A 14,249-nucleotide genomic window follows, 5' to 3' on the forward strand; every position below is an offset into this window, starting at 1 on the left:
GACCCACTTCGACTCCATCCCGAACTCGATTGTGAAACATTGCAGCGGCGAAGATAGTGAGGGGGTTGCCCCTCGTCAAAATAGCTCGATGCCAGGTTCTATTTCTTAAGGCAAAGACCCCTCTGCTGAACAGCAGAGGGGTCTTTGTTTTTTAAAGGTGAGAGCCTGTGAGATTGGTTGATACCTATTATTTTGGCGGCTCACTGTGCTTTGCCTCCCAAGCAGCCCGCACTAAAGTAATTTCCTGGTAATCGTAAGTTTCTCCTACCGCTTCACGGATGTTGCGCAGCGAGTGGGGGCCTACTTCTGCGATCGCCCGATTGATCACAGACTGCCTCTCTACAGAAACTAATTTATCGAGAGCCACCTGATATCCTGTCTCGATCAGCTTAGCCATATGTCCGTTGATGGTGCTGAGCCGGACGTTGCGCTTAAGCGCGATCTCTGGAAGAGAGAGGCCACTTTGATAGAGTTCGTAAGTGGTTAGCTGAGTGGCGGTGATTTCTGTCTCTATGGTGGGTTTAGGTATAGGTGCGATCGCTTCTTCAGCAGCCTCTACCTCTAAGCCATTGGCTTGACAGAACTGATGGATGGTTTGGGTAAACTCTTCCCCGTACTGGGTCAGTTTGCGGTTGCCAACGCCAGAAATCTTTGAGAATGCGGCCAGTGTCTGTGGTTTGTTTTGGGCCATTTGCCGCAGGCTGGCATCAGAGAAGACAATATAGGGCGGTACAGACTGCTCGTCAGCGAGTTTTTTGCGTAGAGATCTCAGCTGACTCATGAGTGAGCTGTCTGTTGGAGTAAGTTCTACGCTAGCTGCTTTTCGGGTCGAAGCAGTCGGCTCCGCTATATCTAGCGCTGTCACTCGCTGCGACACTGGTATTTCGACAGATACCTGTTTCTTTAAAACGCGATTGCTATCTGCGTTGAGTTTGAGAACGGAATAGCCATCAGTCGTTTCGTCTAAGTAGCCCTGGTGAATTAACGCGCGGCAGAGTAGCCGCCATTCATCAGCGCTGCGATCTGCTCCAATACCGTATGTAGAAAGTTGGTCATGGCTCAGCTCAAGGATGCGCTTTTTGCGAGATCCTCTTAGGACATCGATCACATGGTTCATTCCGAAGCGCTGGCCGCAGCGGTAGATGCAGGAGAGGAACTTTTGAGCCTCAACCGTCCAATTTTCAATGGGGGCTGGGTTCAGGCAGTTATCGCAGTTATCGCAGGGGGCTTCAAACGGTTCACCAAAGTAGCCCAGCTGGATTTTGCGACGGCAGACTGAGCTCTCGCTGTAGTTAATGATTTGGCTGAGCTGCTGCTGGGCAATTCGTTGCTCATCGGGATCGGTTTTTTGACTGATCAGGTATTTAACGGTGTGAACATCTCCCCAGCTAAAAAAGATAGTGCATCTGGCTGCCTCACCGTCGCGCCCGGCACGGCCTGCTTCTTGGTAGTAGCTTTCAAGGTTGCGAGGCAAATCGTAGTGGATGACAAAGCGAACGTCGGGCTTGTTGATGCCCATGCCAAAAGCAATGGTGGCAACGATAATCTGAATGTCGTCGCGAATGAACTTGGTTTGATTGGCTTCTCGCTCTTCAGCGCTAAGTCCGGCGTGGTAGGGCAAGGCGACAATACCGTCTTGCTGCAGCTGGGCGGCAACTTCGTTAACTCGCTTGCGGCTGAGACAATAGATGATCCCTGATCCTTCTGTGTCCTGATGCTGTTTGATAGTTTGAAGTAGCTGAGCGTAAGGCTGTTTAGACTTTTGGCTGACTTCGTAGTAGAGATTTTGGCGGTTGAAGCTGGAGACATAGACTTCGGGGTCAGCAAGGCGAAGCTGCTGCACGATGTCTGTACGAACTCTCTGAGTCGCCGTCGCGGTGAGCGCGATGATCGGTATTTGCGGATAACGTTGCTTTAGCTGAAAAAGCTGGCGATAATCAGGGCGGAAATCGTGTCCCCACTCTGAGACGCAGTGGGCTTCGTCGATAGCGAAGGTGCTGATGCCGACTTTTTGACCCAGCTGCCCTAAGAAATCTAGAAAAGATGGGGTGAAGAGCCTTTCGGGCGCGACGTAGAGGAGCTTGATATCGCCCGCCAGTAGAGCGCTCTGACGCGATCGCGCTTCATCTATTGCCAGAGTACTATTCAAGAAGGTGGCATTAACGCCGTTGTCTTTGAGGGCGGTGACCTGATCTTGCATGAGCGCAATCAGCGGTGAAACCACGATAGTCACACCGGCTCTCAGTAAGGCAGGCAGCTGATAGCAAAGCGATTTCCCGCCGCCCGTTGGCATCACTACCAGGACATCTTTATTTTTCAGCACTCGCTCAATGATCGGGCGCTGTTCGAAGCGAAAGCACTCATGACCAAAGAAGTGTTTGAGAGCGCTTTCGAGTGAAGCTGAATGAAGGGATTGGGCTGGAATACTCATGCAGTGCAGATGGGAGGCAGAGAGACGATTAGGCTATAGCGTTGGTCACTTGGCTTAAATACAGCAATGCAGGCAAAACCTTTGCATCACAACAGGCCAAGTGACTCACGTTACCCGAATGCATCCGGGTAACGCTATATGTAACCTGAGTACAGCATAGTTAAGGATCAGGTCTGATGACAGCCCTATTCACTTGCCTTAAAAATAAGTCGTGTGAATCCTTGAAGTTTTCTAGTTTTGTCGTTAGCCTCGATAAATCTGGTTTCAACTCAGTTCCTACACCTGAAGGGCTGGGAGATGAATTATTAACTTATGTAAACATAATGACGTCAAGCTGGCATAGAGTCTTGACAGCCTTGGGCGGGCTCGTTAAGCTAACAAACATATCTGGGTCACATTATTCAAATCCGATATGCCAGCTAAGCAAAAGGTTACGCTATATATTTCAGATGACCTGCACCGGCAGTTCAAGATTCGCTCAGCAGTTGATGGCGAAACCATGTCATCTATGGCTCAGCGAGCGATGGAGTTTTACTTGGGACATGCAGAGTTGATTGAGAATTCTGACAAGGCTCATGGTCAGACGCATCGCATCCATACCTGTCCGGAATGCTCCGCTGCTGTGACAGTGAGAGAGGATGGCTTAGCCCTGATCGGTAATCATGCTGAGCGGCAGGTCGAGAATCTGCTCGGGCTAGAGCGTATGGCCGAGCTAAATCCGGATTCTCGGAACGCTGACGAGGGGGAGCGTAGCCTCGATGAAGGGGAGCTGATAACCTGCTAAGTCTTAGCTTTGCTAGCGATGGATGATTTCTATCTGTAGCTCACCTAAACATATAGCGTTTATATTGTTAGCCCCGCTACGGAATAGTTGTTGTTTTTGTTTTAATCTGTTATTTCTGTTTTAGATAGATGTCAAGTCGTCTTATTTGGGGGCGATCGCTATGAGAGAAGAGCTAAGCGTATTAATTCAAGCTCAATATCCGCTGATCTATCTGGTCACCTTTGAAGAGGAAAGAGCAGAGCGGACAATTGCTGCCCTTGCGCAGCAGCGGCCACAGCGGCGGATGTATACCTGGACAATGACTCACGGCATGGTCGAGTATGGCCAGGAGGGAGGGGCAGGTCAGCAAAATAATACGGTCTCTCCTCAAGCGGCAATTAACTGGACCATGCGACAGAAAGAGCCCAGCATCTTTGTGTTCAAGGATTTGCATCCTTTCAAAGATAGCCCCGAGGTGACTCGAAGCTTACGAGATGCCATAGAAGGCTTTCGCGGTACTCAAAAGACCATTGTTCTCATGTCTCCGGTACAGGAAATCCCGATTGAGCTAGAGAAGGAAGTTGTTGTTTTAGACTTTAGGTTGCCTAATATGTCTGAACTCAACCAGGTACTCTCAGCTGAGTTGGAAAAATCTCGCACTACAAGCATTACTACGGAAGGTCGGGAGAAGCTACTCAAAGCCGCCTTGGGACTGACCCGTGACGAGGCTGAAAAAGTCTTTCGCAAGTCTCGGGTAATGGCTGGTCAGCTAACAGAGGGCGAAGTTGACATTGTTCTTTCTGAGAAGAAGCAGCTAATTCGCCGCAACGGAATTTTAGATTATATTGAAGAGGATGAAACCATCGACTCAGTCGGTGGCTTAGAGGAGCTAAAACACTGGCTAAAGCAGCGCTCTAACGCTTTCACTGAGAGAGCTAGAGAGTATGGGTTGCCACAGCCAAAGGGAATGCTGATTTTGGGAGTGCCCGGCTGCGGTAAATCTCTGATTGCTAAGACGACTGCTCGTCTGTGGGGTCTGCCGCTACTGCGTTTAGACATGGGCCGCGTCTACGATGGCTCTATGGTGGGTCGTTCTGAGGCTAATCTGCGCAATGCGCTGAGAACGGCAGAATCCATCTCACCGGCTGTGTTGTTTATCGATGAGATTGACAAAGCCTTTGCCGGTAGCGCTGGTTCGGCAGATTCAGACGGCGGTACTTCTAGCCGAATTTTTGGCAGCTTTCTGACCTGGATGCAGGAAAAAACCTCTCCTGTGTTCGTGATTGCTACGGCAAACCGGGTTGAGCGTCTGCCAAGTGAGTTTTTGCGAAAGGGACGTTTCGACGAAATCTTTTTTGTAGATTTGCCTAATGAAGAGGAGAGGAAAGAGATCTTCAAAATTCACTTGGGCAAGCGTCGTTCAGACATAGAGCGGTTTGACTTTGACCAGCTCAGTAAAGTTTGTGAAGGGTTTTCGGGTGCTGAGATTGAGCAAGGATTAATCTCAGCCATGTACGAGGCATTTGCCCAGGGCCGAGAGTTTACTCAACTCGATATCATTGCGGCGATTCGCGCTACGATGCCGCTGTCGAAGACTATGAGTGAACAAGTAACGGCTCTGCGTGATTGGGCTCGTCAGCGCGCCCGTCCAGCGGCTTCATCGGTTGCGGAATACCAACGGATGGAGTTCTAACAGTCTTTCTGCTCCCACAGGAAGAAGGGCTAGCTGCACGCAGCTAGCTACTCAAAAAAGGTCAGGTTCTATCCCATTTGATAGCTGACTGGTTTCGATTTCTAACCTCGTTGTCTCTCAATTTCTCTGCAGGAGGAAACTCAACATGTCTCACTTTAGTACTCTGCGCACTAAGATCACCGATGCTGAAATTCTAAAGTCTTCGCTACGTGACCTAGGAGCGAGCGTGAAGACTGAGGCTAGCATCCGTGGTTACAACGGTCAGAGCGTTCGCGCTGACATTGTAGCCGTGCTAGAAGGCGATTACGATATCGGCTGGTCTCGCAATGCTGACGGTTCTTTTGATTTGATTGCCGATCTCTGGGGTGTTGCCAAGAAGCACAACCAGACTGAGCTAATCAACTCCATTAACCAGAAGTATGCGGTTAACAAAACCCTCGCTGAGGTGAAGCGCCCTGGTTTGCAGAACGCAAACGTAAGGCTCGTTCTTCAGTAATCTGGCGAGTTGTTTTTGTAACGCCGTTCCCATAACTGCGATGGGCTGACCACTGTGGTCAGCCCATTTTTTTGTGACAGCGTTATCGCTTAGCTAGGTGAGTTAGCGATAGTTTGGTTGAGTAGCTCGGCGATCGCCCGGTGCTCAATGGGTGGCTCTGCAATAATCGACTGACGAGTATCGGTGATGAGCCAGTCTAAGGCAGCAGCTCGCACATCGATAGAAGCGCCCGTTTTATCGACGCAGTAACGACCGAATACGAGCTTGTCGACAAGGCGAACGCCCTGACCGATGCGAGAGTATTCAAAAATAACGCTTTTGTCAATGATAGTCCCGCTAGAGATAAGGCAGTTAGGGCCGATCATACTGGGGCCGACGATTTTGGCACCATCTTCGATATGGGTCATGCCACCGACGTAAACAGGGCCCTCAATCTCAATTTTGTCCCAGTTGGCTTTGACATTAAGCCCAGCAAATACCCCTGGTCTAACCTCATTGCCAGGAACATTGACACCCTTCACCTGCCCAGTGAGAACATCTTGAATAGCCTGCCAATAGTCAGGCACCTTACCAATATCAACCCACTCAAAATCCATGCGGATGCCGTAGAAAGGCGCATTGGCAGCGACTAGCTTAGGAAAAAGGTCGCCGCCAATATCAAACTCCTGCCCGGAGGGAATATAGTTAAATATCTCCGGCTCAAAGATATAGATGCCGGTGTTGATATCGGTACTGAGCGCTTCTTCGACCGTTGGCTTTTCCTGAAAAGACTTAATCCGCCCAGTGTCGTCGGTGACAACGACGCCATAGCTAGGCACCTGCTTTAGGGGTACCTGTTTCATCACGACGGTGGCGATTGATTTTTTCTCGCGATGCTGGCGAACGGCTTCAGTGAGATCTAGATCGATCAGGGCATCGCCGCACAGCACGATGAAAGTGTCATCAAAGAAAGGTGAGAAGTCTTGAATTTTACGCATGCCACCGGCTGAGCCGATTGCCTCACCTACTAGCTGGCCATCGGTAATACGCCCCTCAAAGGAGTAGCCAAGCTCTACGCCAAAGCGCTGTCCGTCTCGAAAATAGCCTTCAATTTCGTTGGCGAGGTGACTGACATTAGCCATGATCTGGGTGAACCCGTGCTGACGCAGTAGTTCTAGCAAAAACTCCATAACGGGCTTTTGCATAATAGGGATCATCGGCTTGGGAATGGTGTAGGTGATGGGGCGCACCCGAGTGCCTTTCCCGGCGGCCAAAATCATGGCTTTCATTTTAGAGATTCCTCACGCATAGACTTGTAGAAATGACAGTGTGACTGAGCGGGAGTGCCTCACAGACCGAAGGCTGTTTGGAATGAGGCTCCTCCCTTGCTTTTCGCAACATCTTAAGACGCAATGCTCTCGATAGCGTAGCTATGAGGCAGAACTGACAGCCCGACGCATTGCAGGATGCCGTCACAGCGGGCTAGTGCTCATGCTAGCAAGGTTGATATCAATATGCCCTGGTTGGATTCGAGACTTCATGACTCCCTTATAGGTTTATTTCACAGTTAGTTTGACGGCTTTTTAGGCGGTCGTCTCTCGAATCTTCGCTGGCGTCAGGTTGGCTGCATTCAGAAAAAGCCCCAGGCTTTTCAAAAACCTGGGGCTCAAACTCGATAGGGATGAAGAAATTGCTTAGTAAAGCTCTTCTTCTTGATGAGTTGTAACGCTGCAATCAGAAGTGGGGTAAGCCACGCAGGTAAGCACATATCCTGCTTCAATTTGATCGTCATCTAGAAAAGACTGATCGGACTGGTCGACTGTACCGCTTGTGAGTTTACCCGCACAAGTAGAGCAGGCCCCCGCGCGACAGGAATAGGGCAGGTCAATGCCCTGCTCTTCGGCCGCGTCCAAAATGTACTCGTCGTCAGCCACTTCGATAGTGGTGTTTAAATTTTCGGTTTCGTTAACCAACGTCACCTTGTAGCTAGCCATGCGTATATCCTCTTGGTTGGATCAAGAATTGCTGCTGCCGATGGTCAGATATCTTGCCAGCGTTGCTAGCCAGATAAACTTTGACAGAAGCATTATTTTGATACTACGAGAAAACCACTGAGCTGTGACTGCGCTTTGTGAGATTGTTGAATGGTATTCGTAATCTAAAGTTGCAGGTATTCCCTGATTTACTTATGATTAAGGACACTAAAAAATCGTCTGAACAGCCCAGAACCATCTAAAAACAAGGAATACAGGCTTATCGCTCTGCAGGTCGAATGAAACTAAACGGCCTTTATTTTATCAGTAATTCTCTTTCTTATAAGCAGAGTTTATGAGTCTATAAAGGTGGAGATAGTGATAGAAATCTGCCCTTATTGAAAATACTTTCTAACTAAAGATAGTGGTTTTCAATACAATCTCAAAATGGCTCAATGGGCTGCTTTTGTCAATAGGTTTGTGCAACAATTAGGAAGTGAATCGCTTCTGGCGATCGCTCGGAAACCCCCCTGCTCGAACAGTAACTCTGCTGAATTTATGACGATTCGAGTTGGATTAGTCGGAACGGGATATGCTGCTGGTGCGAGGGCTAAAGCCTTCAGAGCCGACCCGCGATCGCAGCTCTTAAGCGTTGCCGGACATCATTTTGAGAGCGCAGCCACCTTTGCAGAAAGCCACGACTTGAAAGTCGTTGAGGGCTGGCAGCAGCTAGTGGCTGATGACAGTCTAGATCTGGTAGTGGTGGCGACTGTCAGCAGTCTGCATGGTGAGGTCGTAGAAGCGGCCTTGACTGCCGGTAAGCACGTCGTCGTCGAGTATCCGCTGTCTTTAGACTTGGCGCAGGCTGAGCGACTGGTCAAGTTAGCAGCTGAGCGGAACTTGCTATTGCACGTCGAGCATATTGAACTGCTGGGCGGGCTGCACAGGGCTGTGCAAGCACACCTGCCCAAAGTCGGTACGCTTAGCTACGTCAGCTATCGCACGCTGAATCCGCAGCATCCTGCCCCAATGAAGTGGACTTACCGCTCTGATCTCTTTGGCTTTCCTTTCTGTGGGGCGCTTTCGAGGGTGCACCGGTTAACTAACTTATTCGGCCCTGTAGAGGCTGTGACTTGCTGTACGCAAACGACAGATAGTCAGGCTGATCCGACTTACTTTGAGAGCATTTTAAGCTCGGCTCGCCTGCAGTTTCAAAGTGGCGTTGTCGCGGAATTGACTTATGGCAAGGGTGAAAACCTGTGGGTCTATCGCCGCGAGATAGAGGTGCAGGGTAGCTCAGGCGCTTTAGTCTTTAACCGGGATGAAGGAAAGTTGACGACAGCCGAGGGCACAGCGCCGATTGCGGTGACGCCGCGTCGAGGTCTGTTTGTCAAAGATACAGAAGGGGTGCTGGACTATCTGAGCGAGGGCAAACCGCTATACGTGAGTGCGGCTGAGAGTGTATACGCGCTATCGGTAGGGGATGCGCTCAGGCGAGCTTCTGCGAATGGGAAGACCGTTACTTTAGGCTAGAAAAATCGGCAGTGAACTGTTATTTCCAAACTAAAACGCCTGGACTCTGCTGAATGGGGACGATATCTAGAATGTCTATTTGGGCGCAGTAGTCAATGTCAGCGGTATTGTCTTTGCGCAGCAGGCGCTGACCGTGGCTAGCGTGATGCAGCAGCTCGGGGAGCTGTGCCTGCCACTGTAGGTAGAGACTGCCAGCGGCAATGGCCGCGTCGTTGCCGGCGATCTCCAGGTAGCTGAGGTGGGTTTTGGCGATCGCTCCTTGGATAATCGCGCCAGCACAGACCGTATCTTCTAGCGAATATTCGCCTTCCCAGCCTGAGCCGACGAGCCAGACGCTCTTAGGCTGATGAGCTAGCAAATAGTTCACAATGGCCTGCCGGGTCGTAAGCGCTGCGGTCAGGACGAGCGGCGCTGCCTGAATCCGCTGCAAACAGCGAGTGCCGTTAGTCGTACTCATGAACAGGCGCTTTCCCTGAGTGCGCGCCGGAGAATGGTCTAGAGGTGAATTGCCCAAATCAAACCCGTTTACCTGTTGCCCGCCGCGCTCGCCCGCCCGAATTCGGCTGTGGTCGGGCCATTGAGTGCTGACGCTGATCAGCTCGTCGAGGTCACTAAATACCTGGATAGCTTCGGCCCCAGCGTTGAAAGCTGCTGCCATGGTGGTGGTGGCTCGCAGTACATCAATGGCGATCGCACAGTCGGGCAAGCTACCTGTCGGGACTTCCTCAGGCGTGTGATAGACAGATATTTTCACTGGAGTTCTTGCCCGTGTTTGATTGCGTATTCAGTTTCTCATTCTACGGAGTCAAGGCTGCAGACTGTGAGCCTGTCTCAACAATTGTAGCCATTGAGAAGTAGCCACTGAGAAACTGATAGGCGGTGATGCGGCACTGCCTGTATGGCTAGACTTTTCAACGGAGAGGGTGGGATTCGAACCCACGGTACCTTTCGGTACACTCGATTTCAAGTCGAGCGCATTCGACCACTCTGCCACCTCTCCAGGCAAATACTGAGCAGCGCTAACTCATACTCAATAGGCTTGGCTATAGTAGCTTGATTCGTCAGGCAGCGTCTAGCTAGCGTAAAGAATTTCTTCAGAGATCTGCTCAAAGGCGGCGTTGATCCAGACCAGCGCAATCGATTCGACATTGCCCTGGTTGAGCGTGACCACTGAGAAGCTGCGCTGACTGCCAGCGGCTGTTTTTTCGATGCGAGGAACGTTGGCTGCGTTGAAGTAGATAGTGCCCCCTTGATCGATGGCCACCCGTTTGCGCAGCTGATGGGGATCGTTTTTAAGCTGGTGGTGCATGTGGCCGAAGGTCACTAGGGGTACGCATTTGCCTGACTGCTGAGTCAGGGCGATCGCCTCAGCAAAATCAGGATCGCCATAGTCGCCGCCGCTACCGCCCCAATCTTTGCCGCAGGGGTCGGCAGGCTGTGCGCCTAAGCCATAGGGGCCAACGTGACCTAAGAAAATCAGCGTGCCTTGTTCGGCCTCGTCGGCAGCAGCCAGGATGAGATCGAGCGATTCGCCGAAATTTCTGACATCGAAGCGATCGCGATAAAACTTACGATAGCGCCATTTAGAGCCGCCCCAGCTAAACGGTCTGCCGCCGACTACCGTTAGCCCAAACTGAGGGAATTCGCGTTTGCTAAAGCCGATATGAGCTTCGCCCAAAAGATCCATTTGCAGCTGCACCCAGTCTTCTTTTTCGCGGTCGTAGGGGCAATTTTTGATGCCTTTATTGCTAGCTGAGTAGTAGGCGTCGTGGTTACCCATCATGGCGGCTTTGGGCAAATCTACCGCTGCGATTCGCCTGACAACCTCAACGGCTTCGTTCCCATAGTCACCCACAAACAGGGCCAGATCGACGCCCAGCCGCTCAAGCGCAGCATTATCTTCAAGCTCCCATAGGTCGTGGACATCTCCAATGACGGCTATTTTGACCCTTGACTGATGCACAGGCTGCGATACCTCTGGAGGACTAGAGACCATGGTTGGCACTTTCTAGATCGTAATAGATCACCGTGCTCATGCGGGGGTATGCATAGGCGGGAGCCGGCAGTCTCTGCTGGGCAAAGCGTTTTAATGTTTAAGAAGTCACTGTTATGAATTCGGACTGGAGACTATGACCGAGCAAATTATTTTGACTGCTTTAGAGGGGATGTCGCTTTCGGTGGTGGATTGCGCGCAGCTGCGGCCCGTGCTGGCTCAACTGCGGACTAAAGGTGTGCCTGTAATTGCGTTTACAGAGCGCGATCGCGCTGAGCTAGAGCCAATTCGCCAGCAGCTAGACTGGGTAGATCCTTTTATTACCGAAAGCGGCAGCGGCATTTTTACCCCTGTGAACCATAACCCTTTTGAGCTGGCACCGGGGGAGCGAGAGGGAGATTACTACGTGCAGGCGTTGGGCTGCCCGTATGTGCAGGCGCGGGCAGGGCTGCGGGTGATGGCGAATATGATTGCTCATCCGCTCAAAGGGTTTGGTGACTTTACCGTAGAGCAATTGCAGCGAGCGGCGGGACTTTCCAAGGAGGCTGCTCACCAAGCCAAGGCCCGAGAATTTAGCGAGCCGTTTATGACCCCGCAGGCAGTAGCGGCAGATGTCATTCTTCAATCCGCGCAAGAAATCGGGTTTAGAGTGATTGTGCGATCGCCCGAAGAAAGTCGTTTTTCTGAGCTGCTGGGTGCCGGAGCGGGACTGGGTTCAGCGGCAGCTCAGGTGATAGCGGCTTATCAGAGCCAGTTGCCACCAGGCAAAACTTTGAAGGTATTGGGTATCAGCAATCAGGCTGAAGCGTTAACAGCGCTGGCTGAGTGTCACGATTCGATGGTCTGGACCGGTACGGTAGTCAGCGATCCTTCACCCAGCGGTTGGATCTCGGCGGTGCAACCGCTGCTGCAATAGCGCATCTGAGATGGCATTTTTGGTAGAAATGACTATAATTAAAGCTCAGCAATTGGTAATTCAAAACATTTAGAGAGGAAAGCCCTTGTTTGCTACTGTTAGCGCTCCTACCTCAAAGACGGCGTTACCTGGAGATCTTTTTGCGGCCATTGAACAGCTCAAAAAAGACCTGAATGCAGTCGTCCTAGCTCATTACTACCAGGAGCCAGACATTCAAGATATCGCTGACTATATTGGTGATTCTCTAGGGCTGTCGCAACAGGCTGCCAGTACAGAAGCCGACGTCATTGTGTTTGCTGGGGTTCACTTTATGGCAGAAACCGCCAAAATTCTGAATCCAGATAAGCTAGTGCTCCTGCCTGATTTAGAAGCAGGCTGTTCGCTGGCTGATAGCTGTCCGCCAGATGAATTTGCCCGCTTTAAGGCAGCTCACCCTGATCACTTAGTGATGTCTTACATCAACTGCACCGCCGAAATTAAGGCGATGAGCGATATCATTTGCACCAGCTCAAATGCGGTCAAGCTGGTCAACCAGTTGCCCAGTGACCAAAAAATTATCTTTGCGCCAGACCGCAACCTAGGCCGCTATGTGATGGAGCAAACCGGGCGAGAGATGGTGCTGTGGCAGGGCAGCTGCATCGTGCATGAGACCTTTTCTGAAAAGAAAATACTGCAGCTAAAAATGGAGCACCCTGATGCGGAAATTATCGCGCATCCGGAATGTGAGGCGGCGGTGCTGCGCCATGCTGACTTTATTGGATCAACCACGGCGCTGTTGAAGCATGTAGAGGTGAGTGAGGGCGATCGCTTCATCGTGGCTACAGAGCCCGGCATCATTCACCAAATGGAGAAGCAGGTACCTAAGAAGCACTTCATTCCAGCCCCGCCAGAAGCTAACTGCAACTGCAACGAATGCCCCTACATGCGACTAAACACGCTGGAAAAGCTATACCTGGCCATGAAGCATAAAACACCTGAGATCACTATTCCTCAAGAAATTCAGGCAGATGCGCTAGCGCCTATTCAGCGAATGCTGGAGATGAGCGCCCGGTAGACTGCTATGAGCCCTCATACTGCTGAGCCTTTCTTACGAGGTGAGATGCTCACGGAGCTTGTAGGCGAGCAGGTCGATGACGTTCTGATTGCCTGGATTAAAAGAGGCTGTGGCTTCTTCTTCGGCGCGGCTGACCACAGACGGGGGTAGATTTAGCAGGCTAACGAGATTTTGGTAGGCTTCGCTTTCGGCCTGGTTGACGAGCGCTTCGTCGGGAGTGCGAGCGCTGGCGTTGATCACCTCGTAAGAGAGCCGTAGAACTACCTCTTTTTCAGCGTCGGTCGTGAGCTTTTTAACGGCCTCTTCAAGCGGCACATCTTGCACAAAATATTCTTGTAGCTGTTGCTGAAGTTGCTGCTGCTGCTGGGGATCGGTGGCAAAGAGCTGGCTGAAGCGGCTGAGCATAGTCGCTACCTCTTTGTGCTCTAAGGTAGCATCGGCCCAGGCCATAGAGAGCACAACCCGCAGCAGATTCATTTGCCGGGGTGATATGGGCGGTGGCTGGATGTTCATTTACGATCTCTCCCCTCAATGTGGGGCCTCAATGTGGGGCCAGGTAAAGGCTTCTCTATACTTTAAGGAGCCGTTTGGAGAAATCGGTAAACTGCCCTACAAAAGTTAAAGATGCGCCATTAAGATATATCAACCTAATTTCAACAGGTGACGCAGGCTTTTGATGTCTAATAGGCTGATGGTGTCTCTGGTCGTATTGATTTGTATCCAGCGGCGGGTGATTAACTTGTCTAGGATTTTAGGCACTTCGGTAATTTTGATGTCAGCGATCGCCGCCAGATCGCTTTCTGGAATATTGAAGATTTCAATGACGCTGCCCCGCTGCTCTCCGTAAGCGTCGGCCAGATTGACCAGGGTGTAAACCATTTTGATCCCAGGCGCTTTGTGGCGTAGCTGAAAGCGAGTTTGGGTTTGCCTGAGCCGCTGCACCATCAGCTGTAACATGCGGTGATGTAGCTGCGGGTCTTTAAATAGCGTCTGAATAAAGAGCTGAGCAGGAATGCTCACTAGCTCTACTCGCGAAAGGGCGGCCACATCGGTAGAGCGCGGCGCTTCGTTAAGTACGGCCATTTCACCAAAGTATTCGCCTTTGCCCAAAATCGCGAGGGTGGCGTAGCCATCGCCAGACTGACAGCGCACTTTGACCCAGCCTGAGGCAATGAAGTAGATTGCGTTGCCCCAAGAGTCTTCCATCAAGACCGTGCGCCCCGCCGGACACTCGTTAAAGGTAGACCCCTGGTGCAAACTGTTCAGCGTTTCTAGGTTAGCGGCTTTAAAGAGTGGGAAAAGCTCGCTAAATGCCTCAGCGGGCATCGGGAGTGACAGGGCAGTCAAGGTCATAGCACAAACTGCTGAGAAGCGGGTGGGTAGAAGGCTGGGAAAAACGCGGCGCGAAAAGGGGTTGA

13 protein-coding genes and 1 tRNA gene are annotated in these 14,249 nt (G+C 51.2%); 6 read left to right on the plus strand and 8 right to left on the minus strand.

The features are described 5' to 3' along the window. Window positions 1–187: 187 nt before the first annotated feature. Window positions 188–2,431 carry a DNA helicase RecQ gene (gene recQ, locus CKL79_RS08440; protein WP_121969148.1) on the minus strand — a complete coding sequence of 748 codons (2,244 nt, stop codon included), beginning with the start codon at window positions 2,429–2,431 and terminating at the stop codon, window positions 188–190. A 412-nt stretch (window positions 2,432–2,843) separates the two neighbouring features. Between recQ and CKL79_RS08445 the strand changes: the two genes are divergently transcribed. The 3 genes from CKL79_RS08445 (at window position 2,844) to CKL79_RS08455 (ending at window position 5,383) form a co-directional block, all read left to right on the plus strand. After that, window positions 2,844–3,215: a hypothetical protein gene (locus CKL79_RS08445; RefSeq protein ID WP_121969149.1), complete on the plus strand. Its 372-nt coding sequence runs from the start codon at window positions 2,844–2,846 to the stop codon at window positions 3,213–3,215. 160 nt (window positions 3,216–3,375) lie between these two features. Next, window positions 3,376–4,887 (plus strand): AAA family ATPase, encoded by a 1,512-nt coding sequence (locus tag CKL79_RS08450; RefSeq protein WP_121969150.1) that lies wholly within the window; start codon window positions 3,376–3,378, stop codon window positions 4,885–4,887. A gap of 145 nt (window positions 4,888–5,032) precedes the next feature. Next, window positions 5,033–5,383: a DUF1257 domain-containing protein gene (locus tag CKL79_RS08455; RefSeq protein WP_121969151.1), complete on the plus strand. Its 351-nt coding sequence runs from the start codon at window positions 5,033–5,035 to the stop codon at window positions 5,381–5,383. 89 nt (window positions 5,384–5,472) lie between these two features. Here CKL79_RS08455 and CKL79_RS08460 read toward each other — a convergent pair whose 3' ends face one another. Together CKL79_RS08460 and CKL79_RS08465 are read right to left on the minus strand one after the other, a co-directional pair. Next, a complete protein-coding gene (locus tag CKL79_RS08460) occupies window positions 5,473–6,651 on the minus strand; it encodes an NDP-sugar synthase (RefSeq protein ID WP_121969152.1) in 1,179 nt (392 codons plus the stop codon). Between the two features lie 405 nt (window positions 6,652–7,056). After that, window positions 7,057–7,356, minus strand: a complete 300-nt coding sequence (locus tag CKL79_RS08465; protein ID WP_121969153.1) for a ferredoxin — start codon at window positions 7,354–7,356, stop codon at window positions 7,057–7,059. A gap of 537 nt (window positions 7,357–7,893) precedes the next feature. On the opposite strand from CKL79_RS08465, the gene CKL79_RS08470 reads away from it, so the two are divergent. Further along, complete coding sequence (locus tag CKL79_RS08470) at window positions 7,894–8,868, plus strand: Gfo/Idh/MocA family oxidoreductase (protein ID WP_170944004.1); 975 nt, start codon at window positions 7,894–7,896, stop codon at window positions 8,866–8,868. 19 nt (window positions 8,869–8,887) lie between these two features. On the opposite strand, the gene CKL79_RS08475 is transcribed toward CKL79_RS08470, so the two are convergent. The 3 genes from CKL79_RS08475 to CKL79_RS08485 form a co-directional block, all read right to left on the minus strand. Beyond that, window positions 8,888–9,622 (minus strand): 2-phosphosulfolactate phosphatase family protein, encoded by a 735-nt coding sequence (locus CKL79_RS08475; RefSeq protein WP_121969155.1) that lies wholly within the window; start codon window positions 9,620–9,622, stop codon window positions 8,888–8,890. A 161-nt stretch (window positions 9,623–9,783) separates the two neighbouring features. Then, window positions 9,784–9,868, minus strand: a tRNA-Ser gene (locus tag CKL79_RS08480). A 72-nt stretch (window positions 9,869–9,940) separates the two neighbouring features. Then, entirely contained in the window at window positions 9,941–10,864 is a 924-nt protein-coding gene (locus CKL79_RS08485; protein WP_205879040.1) for a TIGR04168 family protein, read from the minus strand. A 133-nt stretch (window positions 10,865–10,997) separates the two neighbouring features. Here CKL79_RS08485 and CKL79_RS08490 point away from each other — a divergent pair, with 133 nt between their 5' ends. Further along, the gene (locus CKL79_RS08490; RefSeq protein WP_121969156.1) at window positions 10,998–11,777 is read left to right on the plus strand and encodes a haloacid dehalogenase; all 780 of its coding nucleotides are present in this window, start codon (window positions 10,998–11,000) and stop codon (window positions 11,775–11,777) included. A gap of 85 nt (window positions 11,778–11,862) precedes the next feature. Next, window positions 11,863–12,831 (plus strand): quinolinate synthase NadA, encoded by a 969-nt coding sequence (gene nadA, locus CKL79_RS08495; RefSeq protein ID WP_121969157.1) that lies wholly within the window; start codon window positions 11,863–11,865, stop codon window positions 12,829–12,831. 33 nt (window positions 12,832–12,864) lie between these two features. Here the strand turns inward: nadA and CKL79_RS08500 are convergent, their stop codons facing one another. Both CKL79_RS08500 and CKL79_RS08505 read right to left on the minus strand, forming a co-directional pair. Then, the gene (locus CKL79_RS08500) at window positions 12,865–13,344 is read right to left on the minus strand and encodes a TerB family tellurite resistance protein (protein ID WP_121969158.1); all 480 of its coding nucleotides are present in this window, start codon (window positions 13,342–13,344) and stop codon (window positions 12,865–12,867) included. A 129-nt stretch (window positions 13,345–13,473) separates the two neighbouring features. Then, window positions 13,474–14,157: a Crp/Fnr family transcriptional regulator gene (locus CKL79_RS08505; protein ID WP_121969241.1), complete on the minus strand. Its 684-nt coding sequence runs from the start codon at window positions 14,155–14,157 to the stop codon at window positions 13,474–13,476. Between the last annotated feature and the right edge of the window lie 92 nt (window positions 14,158–14,249).

It is taken from the genome of Leptolyngbya sp. BC1307, from assembly GCF_002286735.1.
Taxonomy (GTDB): domain Bacteria; phylum Cyanobacteriota; class Cyanobacteriia; order Phormidesmidales; family Phormidesmidaceae; genus Phormidesmis.